Raw genomic sequence first — 20,044 nt, 5'->3', positions numbered from 1 at the left:
GATTCCATGAATCAATATAAAGTGACAAACGCTACAATGGCCGCCATGAACAACGATCTGTCCGCTCTCGACGCGGCGCGCCTGCTTGGCGTCAGCCTGCCCACCCTGTATTCCTATGTGAGCCGGGGCTTGCTGGCTTCCGTCAGCAATGGAACGGCGCGCCGCAAGCGCTATCCGCAGGAAGACGTGCTGCGCCTGGCAGCCCGTAAAAGTGACGCCAGGCGGGGCGGCCAGACGGCCGTGGCCGCCATGCACTGGGGCTTGCCCGTGCTGGAGACGCAGATTTCCCACATTCTCGACGGCCGGCTGCTGTACCGGGGCTGCGATGCGACGGTGCTGGCGCGGCACGCGACCCTGGAAACGGCCGCCGGCCTGCTGTGGGACGACAATGCGAACGCATATTTTCAGCAAGACGCTCCAGCCCTGCCGCCAGGGCTGGCCAGCGCGCCGGACGCCACGCCATGGATGCGCGCCATGCTTGCCATGGCCATGCTGACGACAGCGGACATGCCGCACGCGCTGCAGTCCGGCCCCGCGCTGATGCGCATCCTGGCCGCCGCGCTGCTGCAGACGTCGCCGTCCGCCTTGCCCCTGCACCAGCAGCTGGCCCAGGCGTGGCAAGCGGACGCGGAGCAAGCGCAGTTGCTGCGCGCCGCGCTCGTGCTGCTGGCCGACCATGAGTTGAACGCGTCGACCTTTGCCGTGCGCTGCGTCGCTTCGACGGGCGCCAGCCTGCCTGCCGCGCTGAGCGCGGGCTTGGCGGCCTTGTCCGGTGACAGGCACGGCGGCGGCAGCGCGGCGGCCCGGCGCATGTTGACGGCCGCGCTGGCCGCGCCCGATGCCAGGGCCGCCATCGCCACCTTTTACGCGGTCACCGCGCCGGCATTCGCCGGCTTTGGCCACCCGCTGTATCCGCACGGCGACCCGCGCGCCGCGTATCTGCTGGAAATCCTGTCTGCGATGTCGCATGGCGACCCGCAGCTGGGCGCCATCCTGGCCGCGTGCGCCACGGCAAGCGAGGTGCTCGCAGTAAAACCGAATGCCGACCTGGCGCTGGCCGCCATGGAACTGGCGTTCGGCTGGCCCGAGGACGCGGGCATGACCGTGTTTGCCCTGGCCCGCTCGGCCGGCTGGATCGCCCATGCGGCCGAGCAGGCGGCCAGTGGGGCCCTGATACGGCCCCGCGCCCGCTATATCGGGCGCCACCAGCGCGGCTGACACGCGGCTGACAATAGGCGCTTGATTTATTACGCATACGTAGTAGTATACTCCGCATGCGTACCAATACCTCCCCCCAATCCGACCTCCCCGATGCTGCAGCCTGCCCGCTGGGCGAGCGTTCGCCGCGGCTGTTCAATCTGCTCAACCTGGCGCGCCAGAACCTGTTTCGCTCGGCCGATGCCGTCTTCACCAGCGAACTGGGGTTTTCCGGCACGCAAGTCGTCGCCCTGTTTGCCCTGAAGGGCGAGGAAGGCTGCCAATTGAAGGATCTGGGGCGGGCCCTGCAACTGAAGAACTCGGCCGTCACGGGCCTGGTGGCGCGCATGGAAGAAAACGGCCTGATCGTGCGCGGCCAGTCGGCGTTTGACGCGCGCGCGGGCACCCTGCACATGTCGCCCAAGGGCGGCGAGGTGCTGGCCGCCGCCCTGCCCCTGCTCGACAGCCTGAATGAACAACTGAAGCAAGGTTTCAGCGAGGAAGAACTGGCCATCGTCGCCCGCTTCCTGCTGCATGCCTCGCGCCTGCGTTTCCAGCAAGACATTTAATCTCACCTTCACCCCACAGGAGTTACCATGCACCCCAACGACATGACCGGCTTGCAACTGATGCAAGCTTTCGCGCAAGGCCTGTTTCCCCGGCCCGGTATTTCCAAGACCATGCCCATGGACGCCCACACGATCGAGCACGGCAGAGTCATCTTCACGGCGACGGCCAATGAAAACCACACCAATCCCATGGGCGGCGTGCACGGCGGTTTTGCCGCCACCGTGCTCGACACGGTCACGGGCTGCGCCACGCATACGGTGTTGCCGGCCGGCGAAAGCTATGGTACGACGGACCTGAACATCAAGATGTGCCGCCCCCTGCCTTTCAACGTGACGGTGTATGCCGAAGGCAAGGTCATCAATGCGGGACGCAACCTGGTCATTTCCGAAGGCACGATCCGCGACGAAGCCGGTAAGGTCTACGCGCACGCGACGGCCACCTGCATGATCATCCGCCCCCGGGAGCAGGCGGCCGCATGATACGCAGCGGCGCCATGGCTGCCATCTCCGCACCGTCGGGTAGTTGGCGATCAAGCCAGGCAGGCCGCGACAGAAGGAAATTACTGCGGTTACAGGTCCGGCTGTTTGAGTGTATGCGCAGCCAGTTCTCCGCGGCTTGTGATCAGAGCAGACATTCTTGGCAGTGCCTCGGCTACACAGGCTTCCACCTTCAGACGATAAACTTGCTCTTCGGATTGCCAGTCAGTCTCACTGACGGCTTCAAGCGTCTCGCCTGGTGGGAGCGGGAAGCGTAGCGCGGCGATGTCCTGCTTCAGATCATCCAGCCATGCGGTGTAGGCGGATGCCAGATAGCTTTGGCAAAATTGCTCTACCGTTGTGTCAATGGCGGTGGGGACCTTGTCATTCAAGCTCGATATATTCTGATTAACGAGTGCGCTGGAATTGAGGTTGACGGCGTTGATATGTTCATCTTGCTCTGTTCTAAATTTGGCGATCACCTTGCCCTTGTGCTCTTCTGCCTGGCGTCTCCTGGATTCATCCTCCAGCCGGCCGGTTGCCAGAGCGGTTAGCGTATCGTCGTCGGTGTTCGCCTTAATCATTTTTTGGGTTTCCTTCCGATATGCATCGTCAATGCGTATATGCTGCGTTTCCTCTGCTCTTCTTCTTTCCTTGGATTTCAATTTGCCTAGTGATGTCCGTATTTTAATCGTAGCTGCCAGTGTCTCTTGGATTTTCGTCTTCGCATCATTTATCTCTGCATCACTGAATTCTTCGGCTACATATTCTTGCGTGTTATTTTTGTGAAAATTGTAAATTTGCATTTCGGTCAGCGCCATCCCCGGTTTGGCGCTATGCCAGCCTAATTTGGGAGCCAGCGGCGCTAGTTTTCTCATGATGCTGGCGGCAGCTTCGCTGTTAACCTGATCGATGCTGACGGAGCCAGAGCCTGGTATAACGGCATGCTCGTTCCCCATAAAACGGCTGTTGTCTCCATTGGTCGTTGCCGTTTGGATGCTTTTGTTCAGTTGTTTGGCAGTAAGGATCATGAGATGGGCGTGCATGATGATCGCGGCATGCTTATCCTTGACGTCTTTCAGGGTTTCCAGCTCACCGTCTAAACGAGGACCCTCACCTTGACTATTCAGCCAGGCGGCATCAATGCGCGTCTTTCGCGTCAAGGCCTCGAGCGTGATTGGGTTGGCTTCCTTGTACCCGCGCGCGAAAATTTTGATACCCTTCGGTGAATTGGCTTGATAGGCCTGGATGCCGCTGTTGAGCACGGCGAACAGTTCGGCGCTGACGCCTTCGACATCGTTCGGATTGGCTTTCTCACGTAAATCGGCCCATGAAACAAACTCGTGCGACTCCAGCTTGCCTTTATTGGCAGTGTAGCCTGGGCCAATCAGCGTATTGAGTTCGACCAACAGCGTCGGCGTCATGCCGTTCAGGGCTCGCAGGAAATCGCCGAAAATTAGCCACTGGCCCGCGTCCGCCAGCGGTTTCTTGACACCTCGATGATTATTTTTCTTGATTTCATCGGCGAGGTCCTGGATTTTTTTCGTCAGGGCCGCCGCCAGCCCGCCCTTCGACCGGATGCTCTCGTGATATGCCTCTACCTTCTCGCTATCAGGTGTCAACGTACCGTCGCGCAGGCGGGAATAGTTGGAATCGAGATATTCGTTGCCTGGGTCGCCGTAGCGATGACTCGCGCTTGGTCCCAGCCGCACTGCTGCCGTCGTACTCGCAGTCGCCTTACTCTCCAGTCTAGATTGGGGAACGAGGTGATGCCAAGTATAGTAACGGGCGTTTTGTTCAGCATCCGTGTGTTTGGTATATCCAGGCAGGCCGTCAAACTCCCGCATTGCCTCAATTTTATCGGCGGCCAGCAAAGTGGCATCGTAGTCGGTTCCCGTGCCAGCTTCCTGGGTGAGGATCTTGCGACGCGCGAGTTTTTTTTCGTCAGCCAGTTTCCTGGCCTCTTCAATCGTCGCGGCTTGTTCTACAACCTGTGCGTAAAGGGATTCGATGGTCGCCGAAGTCGCGTTGGCGCCAAAGATTTTGATCACATAATCCTTAATCAGCTGTTGCTGCTGAACATCTGTAATCTTGCGCTGAATAGGTCTGACTGCGGTGAGCCGCGCTTTCTGGTTCAGCAGAGCCGCAGTCTGTGCGCTGGTGCCCGCCATCGACTGCGGCTTGCGCTGGGCTGCAGCCTTGCCCATCCTGTCGGCCTCTTTTTCCAAGAAAGGATCATCGTTGATCATTCCGGCTTGCATCTGCATCGTAGGCCGAACCCGTCCCTGAGCTTGCTGCACCACATGCCAGGCTTCATGCGGCAAATGCCTTTCCTGCCCCGGCCCCACATAAATCTCACTGCCCTGGGCATAAGCCTGCGCTTGCAGCTGTGCTGGTTTACTCGAGTTATAGTGCACCTTCACATGATCCATGCGCATGCCCGCAAGTGACTCTATCCCCGACCTCAATGGATAGGGCAGGCCGATATTGTTGGTTTTGTCTTCAAGTTGCGTGGGTGATAACTCAACGGGCACTGCGCTGTCTCCCCGGCGTTGCACTGTTCCGCTATACGGGCCGTTGATTGTGCGGCGCTGCGCCACCACCGCTGGCAGGTCGTTCACAAAGCTCCGTTCCTGCATTTTTCTTGGTGCGGTATCAGAGGCGATTTTCGGCTGGAGTGGTGCTCGCATGTCGTGACCTTTGTCGATGAGGGACGATGTCGATATGACTGCACGATCATATCCCAATTTATTTGCGCGATTACTTAATTGATAATATTCGCCACTCCCTTTCGGCTGAACCGAGGGGCAAACCGGAGCTTGCCGCGCGCCTCAGCCCATCGGCTTCTTCTTCTTTGCCTTCAACAAACTGCCGGCCGCATTTTCCTCAAAGCGCCCCGCTTCTTCTATATAGCCATGCACGGTGCCGTCGTGGCGCCAGCCGCCCTGGCGCTTGATGGCCTGGAAATCGGCGCCGGCCCGGTGCGCGCTGGTGGCCATGCCGCGGCGCAGGCTGTGGCTCGATAGTTCCGGCACGTAATCGAGCGCCGCCAGCCGGGCGCAGCTTTCCAGTATGGTATTGATGCTGCTCGCGTGCAGCGCCCTGGCGCTCACATGGCCCCACTGGTTGACGGGGCGCAATAGCGGCCCCGTGCGGATGTGCGCCGCGGCCAGCCAGGCGCGCAAGGCCGTGGCCGGGCAGCAGACGCCGTCGCCGAACGGGATCGCCTTGACGATGCCCTCCCCCAGTTGATCCGTTTTCGAGCGGGGCAAGGTGATCACCATGCCCTGCGGCTCCCAGCTCACGTCTTCGATAGTCAACCCCGCCAGTTCGCTGCGCCGGAAACCGCCAAAAAATCCCAGCTGCAGCAAGGCGCTGTCGCGCAAGGCCTTGACGCTGCCCAGCGCGGCCAGGCTGGCGACGATCGTTTCCAGATCTTCCAAAGGCAGGGCCTTGGCCTTCTTTTTCGGCTTGCCGTGCAGGCGGGCGATGCCGGCCAGGGTCTTGCGCACGGTGGGCGTGGACGCGGGGTCCGCAAAGCCCTGGTACGCATGCCATTGCGACAGGGCCGTCAGGCGCAGGGCCAGGGTGCGGGCGTTCAGGCTGTCCGCATACGCCATCAGGTAGCGGATGACGGTGGACTCGTCGGCGGGCAGCGCCCCGCCCCAGGCCTGGAAGTGGCGGATGGCGGAACGGTAGGTGCGGCGCGTGTTGTCCGAGGTGGCGGCAGCGAGAAACGCCTGGTGGCGCGCGGCCAGCTCGGCATCGATCAGGGCACCGTGTAACGGTGCAACGGTGATGGCGCCGGTTTTCGGCACGGCGACACGGCGTTTCGGAAGGGGCAAATCGGGCATGGCGGCAGTGAAATCACGGTTGTGTACTGGGAGAGTCGCAGAATACCATGCAAAGCACCCCCATGACACGCGATAAGCGATCTTATCGCAGCTTATATTTTTCAAAAAACCTCAAAATTTATATCGTAATATTATGCGATATTACGTATCATGTAATACGTTACTAAATTTCGCTCATAGGTGGTTTTATGGCTCGCACCGGTATTCTGTACTCTGATGTTATGAAAGCAGCCCAAATCGTCGCTGCCGACGGGCGCAATCCCACGGTCGACAGCGTGCGCGAAGCGCTGGGCAGCACGGGCAGCAAGAGCACCATCGCGCCCCTGCTCAAGCGCTGGAAGGAAGAATTCCAGGGCGCGGGCGCCGTGAAGACGGAATCCGGCTTGCCGGCCGAGCTGATGGAAGCGATGCGCGGCGTGTACGACAAGCAGCAGCGCGACGTGGCGCAGCAGCTGGAAACGGGCATGCAGCAACACCGCGCCGAACGCGATGCGGCGCTGGCGCAACTGAAGAAAACGGAAACGGAACGCTTGAAACTGACGGAGGCGCGCACCGCCCTCACCCAGGAATTGCGCGCCACGCAGCATGCGCTGGCGCAACTGAAGGAAGAGCACCATTTCCGCGCCGTCACCCTGGCCAGCCTGCACAGCGACAACGCGGGCCTGACGCAGCGCCTGGCCGACCGCGGAGAGGAAATCGCCGCCCTGAACCGCCAGCTGGCGCAGGTGCGCTCGCAGTTCGACCATTACCAGGAAGCGGCCGCCACCCAGCGCAGCGAGGAACGGGCCCAGTCGCAGCAACAGGTCAGCCGGCTGGAACAGGACAATGCGCAGCTGCAGCAGCGCTTGCAAGGCCAGCAAGCGACGCTGGTGCAGCAGGACATGCGCCTGGCGCAGCTGCAGGCGGAGCAAGCGGCGCTGGCCGCCCAGGCCGCGGCGGACCGCGAAGCCCTCGCTACCGTGCGCCCCGAGCGCGACCAGTTCGAATTTCAGTATCTGCAGGCGGCAGCGTCGGCCGACGCCCTGCTGGCCAAGCTGGACACGGCCCTGCTGGCGCTGAACGACGCCAGGGTGGCGCTGGCCGCGCAAGACCGCCAGCTCGACATGCTGGCGGAAAACGGACAACTATCGCAGCAGAAAATGGACGCATTGGCGCAGGAGCGCGACGGCCTGCTGCGCGAGAATGCCGGCATGGCGGCCCGGCTGGGACTGCTAACCGAGAGCAAGGAGCATCGTCGTGCTTGAACCGTGCTGATGGCCTGGGATATCTGCGACGGCCCCAGGACGGCCGACGGCGACGAATATGCGCGGCATTTGACGTTGACGCCGGCCGGCGCGCCGCTCGAGAAAAACTACAACCGCGCGGCCATGGATGCCACGTCTGGCAAAGCGGCCCCCGCTGGCGGCGCTTGCTTGCGCGCTTCCGATACGCCCAGCACGAACAGCAGCACCCCCAGCGCAAGGCCGAAATAGTCGAGGAAATCGAGGCCCGCGAGGAACACGGCCGTATCGCTGGGATCACGCGGCCGGTAATGCACGCGGATGTGCGCGCCTGGCGCCATGCTGGCCAGGCGCCAGGCAGTGACAGCCTGGTCGCGGTGACAGCCGGCGTTGCCGATCCGCGAGACGCCGATGCGCGAACTGCGGCAGGCCTTGCCATCGACGCTGTAGCGGTAGCTGAGTTTGACGCACCAGTCCTGCGACTTGCCCGTGCGCTGATACATGCTGCTGCGCACGATCTCGGCGCCGGTCACGGGCCAGGCGGGAGACGCCAGCTTGTCATAGGCGCGCCAGAAGGAAAAATACGCGGTGGGAAGAGCGAGCAGGATCAGGAAGCAGCCCATCATCCTCGCCAGGGCGGGGTCGATCGCGCCAGGGCCTTTCATCGCACAGGCGGTGCGGCACGGTAGCGCACCCTGATCCACGCGCCGAGGATGTCCACGCCGCCGTCGCCGGCGTCTTCGACCCAGCCCGCGCGCGCATAGAAACGCCGGGCGCCCGTATTGCCCAGCTGCGTCTTCAGGCTCAGGCGGGGGCCGAAGCGCGCCGCCACGGCCGCCAGCAGCTGCGCACCGATGCCCTGTCCGCTGTGCGCCGGGTGCACGTACAAATGATGCAGGAAATAGTCGGGCGCGTCGCCCGTATGCACGGCCGCAAAGCCGGCGACGATGCCGTCACGCTCGGCAACGAGGATTTCTTCGCCTTGCGTTGCTGCCGTGAACGCTGCGGCGTTGGCGACGGGGCCGAAGGTGTCGCGCCCCGCCAGCGCCAGGATGGCGGTGCAGCAAGGCGTGTCCGCCTGCGCAAATGGACGTACCGTGGCCGGCATCATGCGGCGGCGCGCAAGTGAGGCGATGCCGTGGCGAAATGAAGACGAAGCATGGGCAGGCGCGTATCAGTTATCGGAATGCCATTATACGGTCACAAACGGCGGTTCAGCACGCTGTCGATATCGTGGGTTTTCAGTTCCACGTGGACGGCGCCGTCTTGCAGCCAGTAGCCGTCGCTCCCCTGAGCCAGCGCAGCCAGATCGGGCGTGCCCAGCGCTGGCGGGATGGCGCCGGCAAGAAAGGCCGCCGCATCGTCCCATGCCGCATAGAACAGCTTCAGGTACCAGCCGTCGTCGTGGGCAAAGGCGAGGAAGCGGTTTTGCAAGGGGGCCAGCCCCGTGCGCTGCGACGGCGCGGCGCGGTAGGCGAGCGCCGCGGCCACGTCCCCATCCAGGGGCGGCGGCGCCGCGCCCCGCCAGTCGGCCCAGGCATGGCTGCCGCAAGCGTACAGGTCTTCCTGCGCCAGGGCCGGCAGTTGCTGCTGCGCCAGCGCCTGGCAAGGGGCAGGCTTCCTGGGCGTGCCGGCGCTCCCCTTGCGCAGCACGATGCCGCCCGCCTCGCCCAGGGCGGGAATAAAATCCTTGAATTCGATGCCGGAAGCGACAAGCATGCGCTCGGCCGGGTCGTGCCACAGATACAGATAATGTCTCACGTGCTCGTCCGCTTTGCCTTGGGCGCCGTATTCAGGGCCACGGCGGCGCGTATCAGCGCCTTGAACGCGGCAGTGTCGAGATGCTCGCCTTCGTGCAGGTCGATGGCCCGGCGCGTGTTGCCATCCAGGCTGGAGTTGAACAGGCCGTCCGGATCGGGCAAGGCGGCACCCTTGGCGAAGGTCAGCTTGACGGCCAGTTTATAGGTTTCTCCCGTGCAAATCATGCCCGCATGCGACCACACGGGCACGCCGCGCCATTTGACTTCTTCCACCACGTCCGGGTCCGCCTGGCGGATCAGCGCGCGCACCGTGGCCAGCGTTTTCCCGCGCCAGTCGGCCAGCGCGGCGATTTTCGCGTCGATCAGGCGAGCGGCGGACTCGGCGCTCACCGCGGCGGCGTCGGACTGCGTGTCTGGTTCTGTTTTTTTCATGGCGGCGATCTCCTTTCCTGGTGCCCGTGTGCGCCTGCCTTACGGTGCGGGATCGGCCATGCAGCGTACAAGCGAGGCAATCAATTGCATGCGCAGTGCATGGTATTGCGCATCCGTCGCAAAGTCGAGCGGATCGCCAGGCTGGTTCAGTATATAGGCGGTGGCCACCGTGCCACTGGCGGCGTGCAGCAGCGAGTACAGACTGAGGATGCCCGGCGTGTGCGCGATACTGGCGCTATTCAATCCTAGCACTTCCACGCCATCGCGCGCGTCCGTTTCCAGCGGCAGCTTGCCTTTGGCGGCCATTCCCCCCATTTGCGCCACGATGGCGTCGCGGTCGGCGGCAAAGCGGCCTGCGGCGCTGCGTTCGATTTTCAGGTTCACCAGAGGCAAGCTGCTCTTGCGGAACAACATCAGCCGGTAGCCATCGGCCGTCGATACCTGCGCCTCGCCCGTCGCCAGCCTGACGCTGCGCGTCGTCGCGTGCGCGGGCAAGCGGTCCTGCTGCCTGAACCGGAACTCGCTGCGGTTGATGCATTGCGCCAACGGTCCCAAGGGGTCGCTCGCGCGCTCTTGCGCCTGGGCGCCCAGCGCGGCGGCAAGCAGGGGAATGGCAAGCAAATGGCGGTGAAGCATGAATGGGGGCGGTCATCGAGTGAAGTTGCCGCGAGCATAAGCGTCCATATTGCAAGAAGGCAAATGTTTAGTTGCCATCCTCTAAATGCCCATGTGCATGGCTTCTTAATATGAAATTCACCTGGCCCGCGTAGCATTCAAATTGGCAAGGCTCTCATTGTGCAGCGCCTGCCATTTTCCGGCTGAATCATGAATGACATCGCTTTATCCCTGCACCACGGTGCCGCCGTGCCGCACCCCGCCAGCGGCCACCGCTTGAAAGCGGCGCTGGGCGCCCTCTTCTTTCCCCGCCAGCGCACGCGCTGGCAAGCGTTCCTGGGCAGCATGCCAGGCTTGCACTCGCTGGCGCAGCTGCATCCCTGCCTGCGCTTCAAGATATACCGCCCTTACGCCTCCCGCCAGCTGGGCTGCGCGGACCGTTTGGCCTTGCTGGAAGGACACTACCGTTTCCTGTGGCAGGCGGGCGCGCGGACCCTGGTCGAACGGGCCGCGCGCCAGCCCCTGGTGCTGGCCGCGTTCGAAGGCAAGGACGGGGCGCTGTACCGCCTGCAGCTGACGGCCATCCACGACAGCTACCGCGAAGGCGAACTGTGCCTGCGCCTCACGTGCGACGGCCAGCCCCTGTACCTGGCCAGCTTCCTGTTCCTGCCGCGCGCCGATGGCGTGTCCTTGCAGCTGGGCGCGCTGCAAGGCTTGCGTTCGGACGCGGGCGCCCAAGCCGTGAAGGCGGCCACGCGGGCCTTGCACGGTTGCCGGCCGAAAAACCTGATGGTCGCGGCCCTGCGCGATTTCGGCGATTTTTTCGCCTGTAACAACCTGTTTTTGATCAGCAATGACAACCGCATCGCCCTGAATGCGCGCCGGCGCCGCCATATTGCCGCCGATTACGATCAGGCGTGGCAGGAATTGCATGCGCAGCGCATGCCCAACGGGAACTATCACTTGCCCTGCGCCGCCTACCGGGCGCCCGACCTGGCCGGGGTGCCGTCAAAGAAGCGCGCCGATGCGCGCCGCCGCGGCGAATTACTGCAATGCATGGCCAGCGACATGCGCGCGCAGCTGGCCCGCTTGCTGGAAATGCCGGCCGCTGGCGCCTGAGGCCGGCGCGACGCCTTGCGCCAGAACAAGAATGGTAAAAAACTCAGACAACCTTCATGTTGCGCGCCTATGCTCGGCATTCATCCCAGCCACTTTATCCGGGGGCTGGCGTGAACTTGCCTTTTCCCTCATCACTTGACAGGTTCCCATGACACCACGCCTCGCTCTCCTCCCCCTTTGCCTCCTCGGCAGCGCCGCGCTGGCCGCCCCCGTCCTCGACGACGCCGTGCGCCGGCGGGCCGAAGAACTCACGCGCACGGGCTTGCACCCGAGCATAGTCATCGCCGTCATCGAAGGCAAGAACAGCGCCGTCTACGGTTTTGGCAGCGTGCATGCAGGCAAGAATGCCAAGCCGGGCGCCGACACCGTCTACCAGATCGGTTCCGTCACCAAGACCATGACGGGCTTGCTGCTGGCCCACGCCGTCGTCGATGGCAAGGTGAAGCTCGACGAACCGGTGGCGACATTATTGCCCAGCTATAAAGTGCCCGCCTTCGACGGCAAGACGATCAGCATGCTGGACCTGGCCACGCATTATTCCGCGCTGCCCCGCCTGCCCGACAACTTCGCGCCGAAAGACCCGGCCAATCCGTACGCCGATTACACGGAAGCGAAGCAGCGGCAGTTTCTCGCCGCCTACCACCTGCCGCGCGCGCCGGGCGGCGCCTTCGACTACTCGAATATCGGCTATGCCGTGCTGGGCACGGCCCTGGCCGCGCAGGCAGGCACCAGCTACGAGGCCCTGCTGCAGTCGCGCATCGCCGTGCCGCTGGGCATGCGTTCCACCTCGAACCAGCCCAGCCACGGCATGCTGGCGCGCCTGGCGCCGGGCCATCTGCTGACAGGCGAAGCAACGCCGGCCTGGGATCTGAACGTGGTGGCGCCGGCCGGCGGCGTGTATTCGAGCGCGCGCGACATGGTTGCCTACTTGCAAGCGTACATGTTCAAGCCGCTGCGCCCCTATGCGCTGGCGGTAAAACCGCGGCGCCCGCTGGCGCCCGGCAGCGACACGAAAGTCGGCCTGGCCTGGCTGCTGGAGCAGCAGCACGGACACAGCTATGCCTGGCACAGCGGCCAGACGGGCGGCTACACCAGCTATGCGGCCTTTACCACGGATGGCAAGCGGGGCGTGGTGGTGCTGACGAACACGGCGCGCACCGTCGACGCCCTGGGCTTGTCCGCGCTGCTGCCCGGCACGCCCTTGCCGCCCCTGAAAAAGCCGCTGGCGGCCATCGAGGTGCCGCGCGCGGCATTGGCCGAGTACGTGGGCGAATATCCGTCGGGGGCCGAATTCACGCTCAGCGTCACCCTGGGCAAGGCTGGCCTGGAAGCGGCCGGCACGGGCGTGGGGTCGGCACCCGTGTTTGCCAGCGCGAAAGACCAGTTTTTCTTCCGCGCCATCGATGCGGAACTGGCGTTTACGCGCGACGCCACGGGCAAGATCGTCAGCGCCGTGCTCACGCAGGGCGGGCAGGACGTGGTCTTGCCGCGCAAGCCGTAGCGTTCAGGCTGCCGGGTCTTGCATGAACTGCTCGACCCGTGCGACAAACGCCGCCTTGCTGCGCGTGCGGAACTCGCCCAGGAACACCTCGCTGTCCTTGACGGCGTTGCCGTGGCGGTCGTATGCCACCTTGCCCATTTCCAGCACGAATTCGCCCTGCGGATCGTCTTCCGGCTCGAAGTGCGAATTGAAGCTGTAACCGCTGTCGCGGCAACTGCCCCACAGCAGCAATGCGCTGCTGAACCATTGCATGGTGTCCGGGCCGGGGTCCACCTCGAACAGGGTGTTGACGGTGATGTGCCAGCCGCCCGGTACGCGCAGCGGCTGCAAGGGATAAGGAAAGCGCGTGTGTTTCATGATTTCATGATGCGGACGGCGCGCGGCGCGTCCGGTAGAAGGCCAGGAAGTCCGGGGCCGGCAGCGCCTTGGCAAACAGCCAGCCCTGGCCGAATTCCACCTTGCGTTCGCGCAGATAATCAGCCTGCTGCTGCGTTTCGATGCCTTCGGCCACGATCAGCATGGTCAAGGTGCGGGCCATGGCGATGATGTGCGGCGTGACGCTGCTGGTGGCGGCGTCCGTGCCGATGGTGTCGACGAAGGACTTGTCGATCTTGAGCGCGTCGAGCGGCAGGTTTTGCAGGCTCGACAGGCTTGAGTATCCCGTGCCGAAATCGTCGATGGCCACCGCGTGGCCCCGCGCGCGGGCTTTTTCGATGGTGGCGCGCGCCGCTTCCACGTTGATGAAGCCCCGCTCCGTCGCTTCCAGCCAGATCTGCTGCGCCTCGATGCCCGTGCCGTCCAGCGTCCGTTCGAGCACGTCGAGCACGCGGCCCGTCTCGATATCGCTGGCGCACAGGTTGATGGCGATGTGCAGGTCGCGGTCGGCCAGCAGCGCGCTGCGCATGTCGGCGATGACGCAATCGATCACCTGGTCCGTGATGGGCAGAATCAGGTCGCCCTCCTCGGCCACGGGGATGAACAGGTCGGGCCGTATCATGCTGCCGTCGGGACGGCGCCAGCGTATCAGCGCCTCGGCGCCCACGCACACGCCCGTGTCGAGCGCGATGATGGGCTGATAATGGACAAAAAATTCGCGCCGGTCGATGGCGATGCGCAGTTCGCCCATCAGCGACAGGCGGCGGCGCGACAGCCAGATGACAATGCCGACGATGAAGGCGGCCATCAGCAGGCCCAGCGGCAAGAGCAGCAGCTGTTCGCGCCGCAGCCTGTCGTTCAGCTTGCTGCGCGGCTCGATCATCACGGCCGTCAAGCCGTCGCGGTACAGGATCGCATGGATGCTGCCGTCGGGCGTGACGGCGTCCGCCGCCGGCTGGCCGGCGAGCAAGGCCTGCACCTGCGCGGGGTCCGGATGGTGCAGGGTGTCGAGCACGCCCCGCTTGCCGATGGCCACGGCCATCTGGATGTCGCTATCGACGATGACGTCGGAAAAGCGCACGGGATCGATCAGCACCTTATAGGCGCGGTAGGACAGTCCCACCATGCGCTTGCCGCCGCTGGCGACGGGGCGCAGGTTGAAATCGAGGCCCAGGCCATTGTCCAGGGTGAAGTCGGGCGGCGTGATGGCGATGCGCGCCTCCTCGATGCCCGTGGACGTGCATTTGAGAAAACCGTTTTCCACATAGCCGATATCGTCGATGCTGCGCGTGGTGATGGTGATGCGGCGCAGCTGCTGGATGTGCGCTTCCGAACACGGCGCCAGGTCCAGCGCATCGGCGCTGCGCAGGGCGGCCCCGGCCGAGGCGATCGAACGGTGGGCGCGCTCGAGCGCGTAGCCGGCCAGCAGGCGCAGGCGTTCCTGCTCGCCCTGCTCGGCCCGCACGGACGACAGGTAAAAGGCCAGGCTCAGGGGAGCGGCCACGCCGATGACGGCCACCAGCACGCTGGTGATGATGATGCGTTTTCTGCGCATGTGATTGCCTGCGGTAGTTATATGAATGCCATGTATTTCCTGATGGCATCATATTACAAGTGCAAGCGGCGCACGTGAATCTTGCTGAACAGTTACACTTTTCCCGCTGCCGATGCGGCGGGTACCGTCGGCCTGGCCAGCACGAACACCAGCGCCGCCACCACGGCCGCCAGGCCGCCAGCCAGGTACAGCACGCTGGCAAAACCGTCGATGAAGGCATGGCGCGCCGCTTCCTGCGCCACGGCCTGCATGGCGGGCGGCAGCTGGCCGAACGCTTCGGCCGCGTTGCCGGCCACGATGCGCCCTATCATTTCGGGCGAGGCCTTCAAGCCGTGCAGCCACGCCAGTTTCTCGAACGAGGCGGCCGTGCGCATGGCCAGCACGGCCCCCAGCGCGCCCACGGCCAGCACGATGCCGACAAAGCGCGTGGTGGTGCTGATGCCGGACCCCATGCCCGTGCGTTCGCGGGGGATGCAGGCGAGGATGGCCTTTTGCGTGGTGCCGTTGAGTAATCCCGCCCCCGCGCCCGTGACGACCATGCCGGCCGCCACCAGGCCGTACTGCAAACTGGCGGCGGCCAGGGCCGTGGCCACGTTGCCCGCGGCGACGATCAGCAAGCCCGTCACCAGGATGCCGCGGTCGTCCAGATGGCGCATGGCGCGCGGCGCCAGGCGGGACAGCACCACCATGGCGACGGCAAACGGCAGCATGGCGCAGCCGGCCAGCACGGCGGAAAAGCCGAAGGCGTTCTGCAGGTACAGGGGCAGAAACGTCATCATCACCTGCGCGGCGGTGGCGTAGCCGAACATGCCCAGCACGGCGCCGACAAACACGCGGCGGCCGAACAGGGACAAATCGACCATGGGCGCCCGCTGGCGCCGTTCCGCCAGCACGAACACGGCCAGCAGCGCGGCGCCGGCCAGAAAGCGCAGCGTGGTGGCGCGGCTGGACCAGCCAGCCACGCTGGCGTCGATCAGGCCCCAGATGATGCAGAACAGGCCGGCCGAAAACAGCAGCGCGCCCAGCGGATCGAAACTGGCGTTCGACGCATCTTTTGATTCATCCACGTGCCTGCGCACCAGCCACATCAAGATGGCCACGACGGGCAGGTTCAGATAGAAAATCCAGCGCCAGTTGACGGCGCTCGTGATCAGGCCGCCCAGCAGGGGCGCCACCGTCATGGCCACGCCCATCGCCGCGCCCCACACGGACCAGGCGCGCGCCCTCTCCTTTTCCGCGTGAAACGTGTGGCCGATGACGGCCAAGGCGGAGGTCAGCAGCAGCGCCGCGCCCAGGCCCTTGACGGCGCGCGCCACGTTGAGCACGAACGGCGTCCACGCCAGGCCGCACAGCAGGGAGGCCAGCGCGAACACGGCCAGACCGCACAGCATGACCCTGCGCCGCCCCAGGCGGTCGGCGATGCTGCCGGCCGGCAGCAGGAACGAGGCGAACGCCAGCATGTAGGCGCTGACCACCCATTCCACGTCGACGAAGCTGGCGTTGAGCGAGCGGGCGATCGACGGCAGCGAGACGGCCACCACGTTGGTGTCGAGCATGATCAGCGCGCACACGCCCGAGCACGTATATAAGGTCCAGTCGGTATTTTTCATGCCTGTATTTTAAGCAGGCTTGTATTATTTCCTGTTATAAGGCAAGCGCCTTATAATTTACCCATGGTGAATACAGACAAAGCGATGGAATTGCGGCATTTCCGCTGCGTGCTGGCCGTCGCGCACAGCCTGCATTTCGCGCGGGCGGCCGCGGAACTGGGCATTTCGCCGCCCGCGCTGACCAAGCAGGTGCAGGAAACGGAAAGCTTGCTCGGCACGCGGCTGTTCCAGCGCAGCAAGCGCGCCGTGGCCCTGACGGCGGCCGGCGAGCTGTTCGTCATCGAAGCCGCGCGCGCGCTGGCGCAGCTGGCGCAGGCGCAGGAAGCGGCGCGGCGGGCGGGCCGGGGCGAACTGGGACGGCTGGAAATCGGCTACGTGGCTTCGGCCGCCTATGCGGGCGTGCTGCAGGACCAGTTTGCCCGCTTCCGCGCCAGCCACCCCGGCATCCATATCGGCGCGCGCGAATATGCGATGGATACCCTGCCCGGCCTGCTGGACCAGGGCCGCGTGGACCTGGCGTTCGTGCGCCCGCCCCTGCACTTGCCGGACGGACTGGACAGTGTGATCTTGCTGCGCGACCGCTTCGTGCTGGCCGTGCAGGCAGACAGCCCGCTGGCCCGCCTGGACGTGATCGGGCCCGCCGCGCTGGCGCAGCAAGCGTTCATCGTGCCGGAACAGGAATTGGGAACCCTGGAAGCGAGCCGGCGCGGCGGCTTTGCGGCGCAGGTGGTGTCGCGTCCGGGCAGCCTGCTGGCCGTGCTGACGGAAGTGTCGCTGGGCGCGGGTTGCGCCATCGTGCCCCACTCCGTGATGGCCAGCGTGCAATTGCCCGGCGTGGTATTCCGCGAACTGGAAGGCCCGCAGATCAGCTCGGAAATCGCCGTGGCCTTCCGCCGCCACGAACAGGCGCCCGCCGCGCGCGCCTTCATCGCCCAGCTGCGCGCGGCGGCGCTGGGTTAAAGTCAAGCGCTCTTCAATACCGCCACGGCGTAGGTGCAGTCGGCCGAGGTTTCATTCCTGAACACGCAGTCCGCCGGCGGCCCCAGCTCCAGGCAGTCGCCCTCGTCCAGCACGTGGCGGGTATCGCCTTCGATGAAGACGAGGCTGCCGCTGAGCGACCAGATCAGCTGGCGCCGCGCCACATAGGCGGCGGCCGGCATCGCCACCACGGCGCCCGGCGGCAAACTGATGTGCACGAGGTCGAGCAGCATGTCGGAAGCGGGCGACACGTGCCGCCGCACATAGCCGCTCTGCGGGTCCGTCCACACGGGCTGGTCCGCCTTGCGCAGCAAACGCCCTTCGCGCATCTCGGCGCGGGCGATCAGTTCGGACATGCTCAGGCCGAAGGCGCCCGACAGCCGCGCCAGCAAGGTGGCCGTGGGGCTGCAATCGCCCCGCTCCACCTTGTGCACCATCGCGCGCGACACGCCCGAACGGGCCGCCAGCTGCGTCAGCGACCAGCCCAGGCCCTCGCGCTCGAGGCGCACCCTGGCGCCGATGCGCCGATTCAGTTCGTCTGGTTTCGTGGACATATATTGTTGGATTTCATTCCCGCTTCCATTCGGATTTTATTGGACAAGGCGTGGGCGGCAATCTATGATTTGTCCATTATAGTAGACGCCTAGCAAGGAGAGCAACATGCAGATACGCGATGCCCGGACGGGCGACCTCGAAGGAATCACGGCCATCTACAACGATGCCGTCAGCCATACCCTGGCCATCTGGAATGAACGGACGGTCGACGTGGCCAACCGCGCCGCCTGGCTGGCGGACCGCGAAAAGGCCGGCTACCCCGTGCTCGTCGCCATCGACGGGGCGGGCGGCGTGGCCGGCTACGCTTCGTTCGGCGACTGGCGCGCCTTCGAGGGCTTCCGCCATACGGTCGAGCATTCCGTGTATGTGCACCCGGATTGTCGCGGCGCAGGCATCGGGCTGGCCCTGATGCAGGAATTGATCGCGCGGGCGCGCGGCATCGGCAAGCACGTGATGGTGGCCGGCATCGAGGCAGGGAATGGCGGCTCCATCGCCCTGCATAAAAAACTGGGATTCGTGGAAGTGGGCTTGCTGCCCCAGGTGGGCACCAAGTTCGGCGCCTGGCTGGACCTGGCGTTTTTGCAGCTGACGCTGGACGCGCGCAGCGATCCGGACGGCATTGCGCCGTCCAGATAAGCTTGCGCGGCAATCAGGGATCGATGTCCGGCGGCGGGCGGCGCAGCGCCATGTGTTCCCACACGGCCACGAGGACCAGCACGCAGCTGGTGATGCAGGCCAGGGTCAGCGGCGCGTACAGACGGCCGTACGCCATCGGGATCAGCGCCAGGATGATCAGGATGCCCAGCAGGTGCGACAGCGGCGGCGCGGCGCGGTCGCTGCTGACCCATTTGAACAGCGCATTGCCCAGCAGATACAGGATCGGACCGCCCAGCAAGGCGCTGATGCCGGCGAAGCTCGCCTCATCCGGATGCACGAGGGCCAGTTCGTCGGCCACGGCGCTGACGATCACCCCGCCCACGATCAGCACGTGGATGTAGGTGTAGGCCTTGCGGGCGATGCTGCCCGGGTCTTTCGAGTGGGCGATGCGGTGGTGGCCCGCCTCGGCGCCCGTGTCGAAATAAATCCACCACATGGCGATGCTGCCGACCAGCGCCGACAAAAAGCCCAGCCAGTTGCCTGGCGTCCATTCCAGTCCCGCGAACGTGGCGCCCGTCACCAGCAGCGATTCGCCCAGCGCGATGATGACGAACAGCGCGCAGCGCTCGGCCATGTGGCCGCCGTCGACATCCCAGTCGGCCGTCGACGAACTGCCCAGGCCCGGCACGCCAAAGCGCAGCCACGGGCCGGCCAGGTCGATCGCCAGGGCCAGGCCCCAGCAGAAAATGCGCTGGGATGGATCGGCCAGGCCGCCGGCAATCCAGAAGATGCCGGACAACACGGCCCACACGCTGATGCGCTGGAAATTGCGGCGGCGCGCCAGCGCTTCGTGGCGCACGGCCCACCAGGCGAACAGGGGGCGGCCCACCTGCATGGCCACGTAGGCGCCCGCGAAGCCCAGGCCCCGCGTGCCGAACGCTTCCGGTATCGAGGCGGACATGATCAGGCCGCCCAGCATCAGGACGAACAGGCTGATGCGCACGGGAATGCGCTCGGGGTCGAGCCAGTTGGTGATCCACGAAGTAAAAATCCACACCCACCAGACGGCCATCAGCAGCAGGCCCGTCTGCAGCCAGCCCAGGGCGCTCAGGTGCGCCAGCAAGCCGTGCGACAGTTGCGTCACGGCAAATACGAACACAAGGTCGAAGAACAGCTCGATCATGCCCACCTTGCCGCTGTCCTGTCCGCCGCGCTTGCGCAACAGCGATTTTGTCAATTCCATAGCTACTCTTTCATCATCAATCCTGGCCGTGCTGGCGGTGCTGCCCATGGGCTGGCGGCTCAGGCGCGTTGTAAACGCCACCACAAAAAACCGGCCAGCAAGGCTGGCACGGCAAAAATTACTGCAAAAATCGGTAGTTCCTCGGCGACGGAATAGCCGGCCGTCAGCACGCCCGCCGCCATGTTGACGCCGGCGCCCAGCAGCCACAGGGGAATGAACGCCAGGGCCGCCTGCGCCATCGCGCCCCTGCCCCGCCCCACCAGCAGGCACAGTGCCAGCAGCGCGAAGCCCGCGCCCATCACCAGTATCGTATGCATCGCCATTCCTTTCGCCAGAACATCATATAAAAATGCTATTTATAGGATGCTAACGCATTTTGCTGGCGCC

21 protein-coding genes are annotated in these 20,044 nt (G+C 64.6%); 8 read left to right on the top strand and 13 right to left on the bottom strand.

Annotation, left to right across the window (positions count from 1 at the left end):
• Nucleotides 1-45: 45 nt before the first annotated feature.
• Genes GCN74_RS05630 through GCN74_RS05620 form a run of 3 tightly spaced genes read left to right on the top strand, consistent with a single transcriptional unit; the run spans nucleotide 46 to nucleotide 2,246 of the window.
• Entirely contained in the window at nucleotides 46-1,218 is a 1,173-nt protein-coding gene (locus tag GCN74_RS05630) for a citrate synthase (protein WP_152255740.1), read from the top strand.
• A gap of 56 nt (nucleotides 1,219-1,274) precedes the next feature.
• The gene (locus GCN74_RS05625; protein WP_152255739.1) at nucleotides 1,275-1,766 is read left to right on the top strand and encodes a MarR family winged helix-turn-helix transcriptional regulator; all 492 of its coding nucleotides are present in this window, start codon (nucleotides 1,275-1,277) and stop codon (nucleotides 1,764-1,766) included.
• Between the two features lie 27 nt (nucleotides 1,767-1,793).
• Nucleotides 1,794-2,246, top strand: coding sequence for a PaaI family thioesterase (locus GCN74_RS05620; RefSeq protein ID WP_152255738.1), 453 nt, complete (start codon nucleotides 1,794-1,796; stop codon nucleotides 2,244-2,246).
• A gap of 89 nt (nucleotides 2,247-2,335) precedes the next feature.
• On the opposite strand, the gene GCN74_RS05615 is transcribed toward GCN74_RS05620, so the two are convergent.
• Both GCN74_RS05615 and GCN74_RS05610 read right to left on the bottom strand, forming a co-directional pair.
• Nucleotides 2,336-4,933: a DUF4157 domain-containing protein gene (locus GCN74_RS05615; protein WP_152255737.1), complete on the bottom strand. Its 2,598-nt coding sequence runs from the start codon at nucleotides 4,931-4,933 to the stop codon at nucleotides 2,336-2,338.
• 141 nt (nucleotides 4,934-5,074) lie between these two features.
• Complete coding sequence (locus GCN74_RS05610; protein ID WP_152255736.1) at nucleotides 5,075-6,097, bottom strand: site-specific integrase; 1,023 nt, start codon at nucleotides 6,095-6,097, stop codon at nucleotides 5,075-5,077.
• 221 nt (nucleotides 6,098-6,318) lie between these two features.
• On the opposite strand from GCN74_RS05610, the gene GCN74_RS05605 reads away from it, so the two are divergent.
• On the top strand, nucleotides 6,319-7,341 hold the full coding sequence (locus GCN74_RS05605) for a DNA-binding protein (RefSeq protein WP_264372874.1): 1,023 nt from the start codon (nucleotides 6,319-6,321) through the stop codon (nucleotides 7,339-7,341).
• Between the two features lie 107 nt (nucleotides 7,342-7,448).
• Here GCN74_RS05605 and GCN74_RS05600 read toward each other — a convergent pair whose 3' ends face one another.
• The 5 genes from GCN74_RS05600 to GCN74_RS05580 form a co-directional block, all read right to left on the bottom strand.
• The gene (locus GCN74_RS05600; protein ID WP_152255734.1) at nucleotides 7,449-7,982 is read right to left on the bottom strand and encodes a DUF3592 domain-containing protein; all 534 of its coding nucleotides are present in this window, start codon (nucleotides 7,980-7,982) and stop codon (nucleotides 7,449-7,451) included.
• Nucleotides 7,979-8,428, bottom strand: a complete 450-nt coding sequence (locus GCN74_RS05595) for a GNAT family N-acetyltransferase (protein ID WP_152255733.1) — start codon at nucleotides 8,426-8,428, stop codon at nucleotides 7,979-7,981. Before GCN74_RS05595 ends, GCN74_RS05600 begins: the two co-directional genes overlap by 4 nt.
• Nucleotides 8,429-8,517: 89 nt before the next feature.
• Nucleotides 8,518-9,078 (bottom strand): hypothetical protein, encoded by a 561-nt coding sequence (locus GCN74_RS05590; RefSeq protein WP_152255732.1) that lies wholly within the window; start codon nucleotides 9,076-9,078, stop codon nucleotides 8,518-8,520.
• Complete coding sequence (locus tag GCN74_RS05585; protein WP_152255731.1) at nucleotides 9,075-9,509, bottom strand: DUF1801 domain-containing protein; 435 nt, start codon at nucleotides 9,507-9,509, stop codon at nucleotides 9,075-9,077. Before GCN74_RS05585 ends, GCN74_RS05590 begins: the two co-directional genes overlap by 4 nt.
• Nucleotides 9,510-9,548: 39 nt before the next feature.
• Nucleotides 9,549-10,145: a hypothetical protein gene (locus tag GCN74_RS05580; protein ID WP_152255730.1), complete on the bottom strand. Its 597-nt coding sequence runs from the start codon at nucleotides 10,143-10,145 to the stop codon at nucleotides 9,549-9,551.
• A 189-nt stretch (nucleotides 10,146-10,334) separates the two neighbouring features.
• Here GCN74_RS05580 and GCN74_RS05575 point away from each other — a divergent pair, with 189 nt between their 5' ends.
• On the top strand, nucleotides 10,335-11,243 hold the full coding sequence (locus GCN74_RS05575) for a VirK/YbjX family protein (RefSeq protein WP_152255729.1): 909 nt from the start codon (nucleotides 10,335-10,337) through the stop codon (nucleotides 11,241-11,243).
• Nucleotides 11,244-11,391: 148 nt separating this feature from the next.
• Nucleotides 11,392-12,744 (top strand): serine hydrolase, encoded by a 1,353-nt coding sequence (locus GCN74_RS05570; protein WP_152255728.1) that lies wholly within the window; start codon nucleotides 11,392-11,394, stop codon nucleotides 12,742-12,744.
• A gap of 3 nt (nucleotides 12,745-12,747) precedes the next feature.
• Here the strand turns inward: GCN74_RS05570 and GCN74_RS05565 are convergent, their stop codons facing one another.
• From GCN74_RS05565 to GCN74_RS05555, 3 genes are all read right to left on the bottom strand, one after another.
• Nucleotides 12,748-13,101, bottom strand: coding sequence for a hypothetical protein (locus GCN74_RS05565; protein WP_152255727.1), 354 nt, complete (start codon nucleotides 13,099-13,101; stop codon nucleotides 12,748-12,750).
• A 4-nt stretch (nucleotides 13,102-13,105) separates the two neighbouring features.
• Nucleotides 13,106-14,674: an EAL domain-containing protein gene (locus GCN74_RS05560; protein WP_152255726.1), complete on the bottom strand. Its 1,569-nt coding sequence runs from the start codon at nucleotides 14,672-14,674 to the stop codon at nucleotides 13,106-13,108.
• A 92-nt stretch (nucleotides 14,675-14,766) separates the two neighbouring features.
• Nucleotides 14,767-16,284 (bottom strand): MFS transporter, encoded by a 1,518-nt coding sequence (locus GCN74_RS05555; protein ID WP_152255725.1) that lies wholly within the window; start codon nucleotides 16,282-16,284, stop codon nucleotides 14,767-14,769.
• 63 nt (nucleotides 16,285-16,347) lie between these two features.
• Here GCN74_RS05555 and GCN74_RS05550 point away from each other — a divergent pair, with 63 nt between their 5' ends.
• Nucleotides 16,348-17,244 carry a LysR family transcriptional regulator gene (locus GCN74_RS05550; protein ID WP_226938874.1) on the top strand — a complete coding sequence of 299 codons (897 nt, stop codon included), beginning with the start codon at nucleotides 16,348-16,350 and terminating at the stop codon, nucleotides 17,242-17,244.
• 2 nt (nucleotides 17,245-17,246) lie between these two features.
• Here GCN74_RS05550 and GCN74_RS05545 read toward each other — a convergent pair whose 3' ends face one another.
• A complete protein-coding gene (locus GCN74_RS05545; protein ID WP_152255724.1) occupies nucleotides 17,247-17,816 on the bottom strand; it encodes a helix-turn-helix domain-containing protein in 570 nt (189 codons plus the stop codon).
• Nucleotides 17,817-17,922: 106 nt separating this feature from the next.
• On the opposite strand from GCN74_RS05545, the gene GCN74_RS05540 reads away from it, so the two are divergent.
• Nucleotides 17,923-18,453, top strand: coding sequence for a GNAT family N-acetyltransferase (locus tag GCN74_RS05540; RefSeq protein WP_152255723.1), 531 nt, complete (start codon nucleotides 17,923-17,925; stop codon nucleotides 18,451-18,453).
• Between the two features lie 13 nt (nucleotides 18,454-18,466).
• On the opposite strand, the gene GCN74_RS05535 is transcribed toward GCN74_RS05540, so the two are convergent.
• Both GCN74_RS05535 and GCN74_RS05530 read right to left on the bottom strand, forming a co-directional pair.
• Nucleotides 18,467-19,651 (bottom strand): low temperature requirement protein A, encoded by a 1,185-nt coding sequence (locus GCN74_RS05535; RefSeq protein ID WP_413541528.1) that lies wholly within the window; start codon nucleotides 19,649-19,651, stop codon nucleotides 18,467-18,469.
• Between the two features lie 65 nt (nucleotides 19,652-19,716).
• The gene (locus GCN74_RS05530; protein ID WP_152255721.1) at nucleotides 19,717-19,974 is read right to left on the bottom strand and encodes a hypothetical protein; all 258 of its coding nucleotides are present in this window, start codon (nucleotides 19,972-19,974) and stop codon (nucleotides 19,717-19,719) included.
• Nucleotides 19,975-20,044: the final 70 nt, after the last annotated feature.

Source organism: Janthinobacterium sp. FT14W, assembly GCF_009208755.1.
GTDB classification, from domain to species: domain Bacteria; phylum Pseudomonadota; class Gammaproteobacteria; order Burkholderiales; family Burkholderiaceae_D; genus Janthinobacterium; species Janthinobacterium violaceinigrum.
The sequence above is the reverse complement of the archived record's forward strand: the minus strand, read 5'-3'. Positions and strand labels throughout refer to the sequence as shown.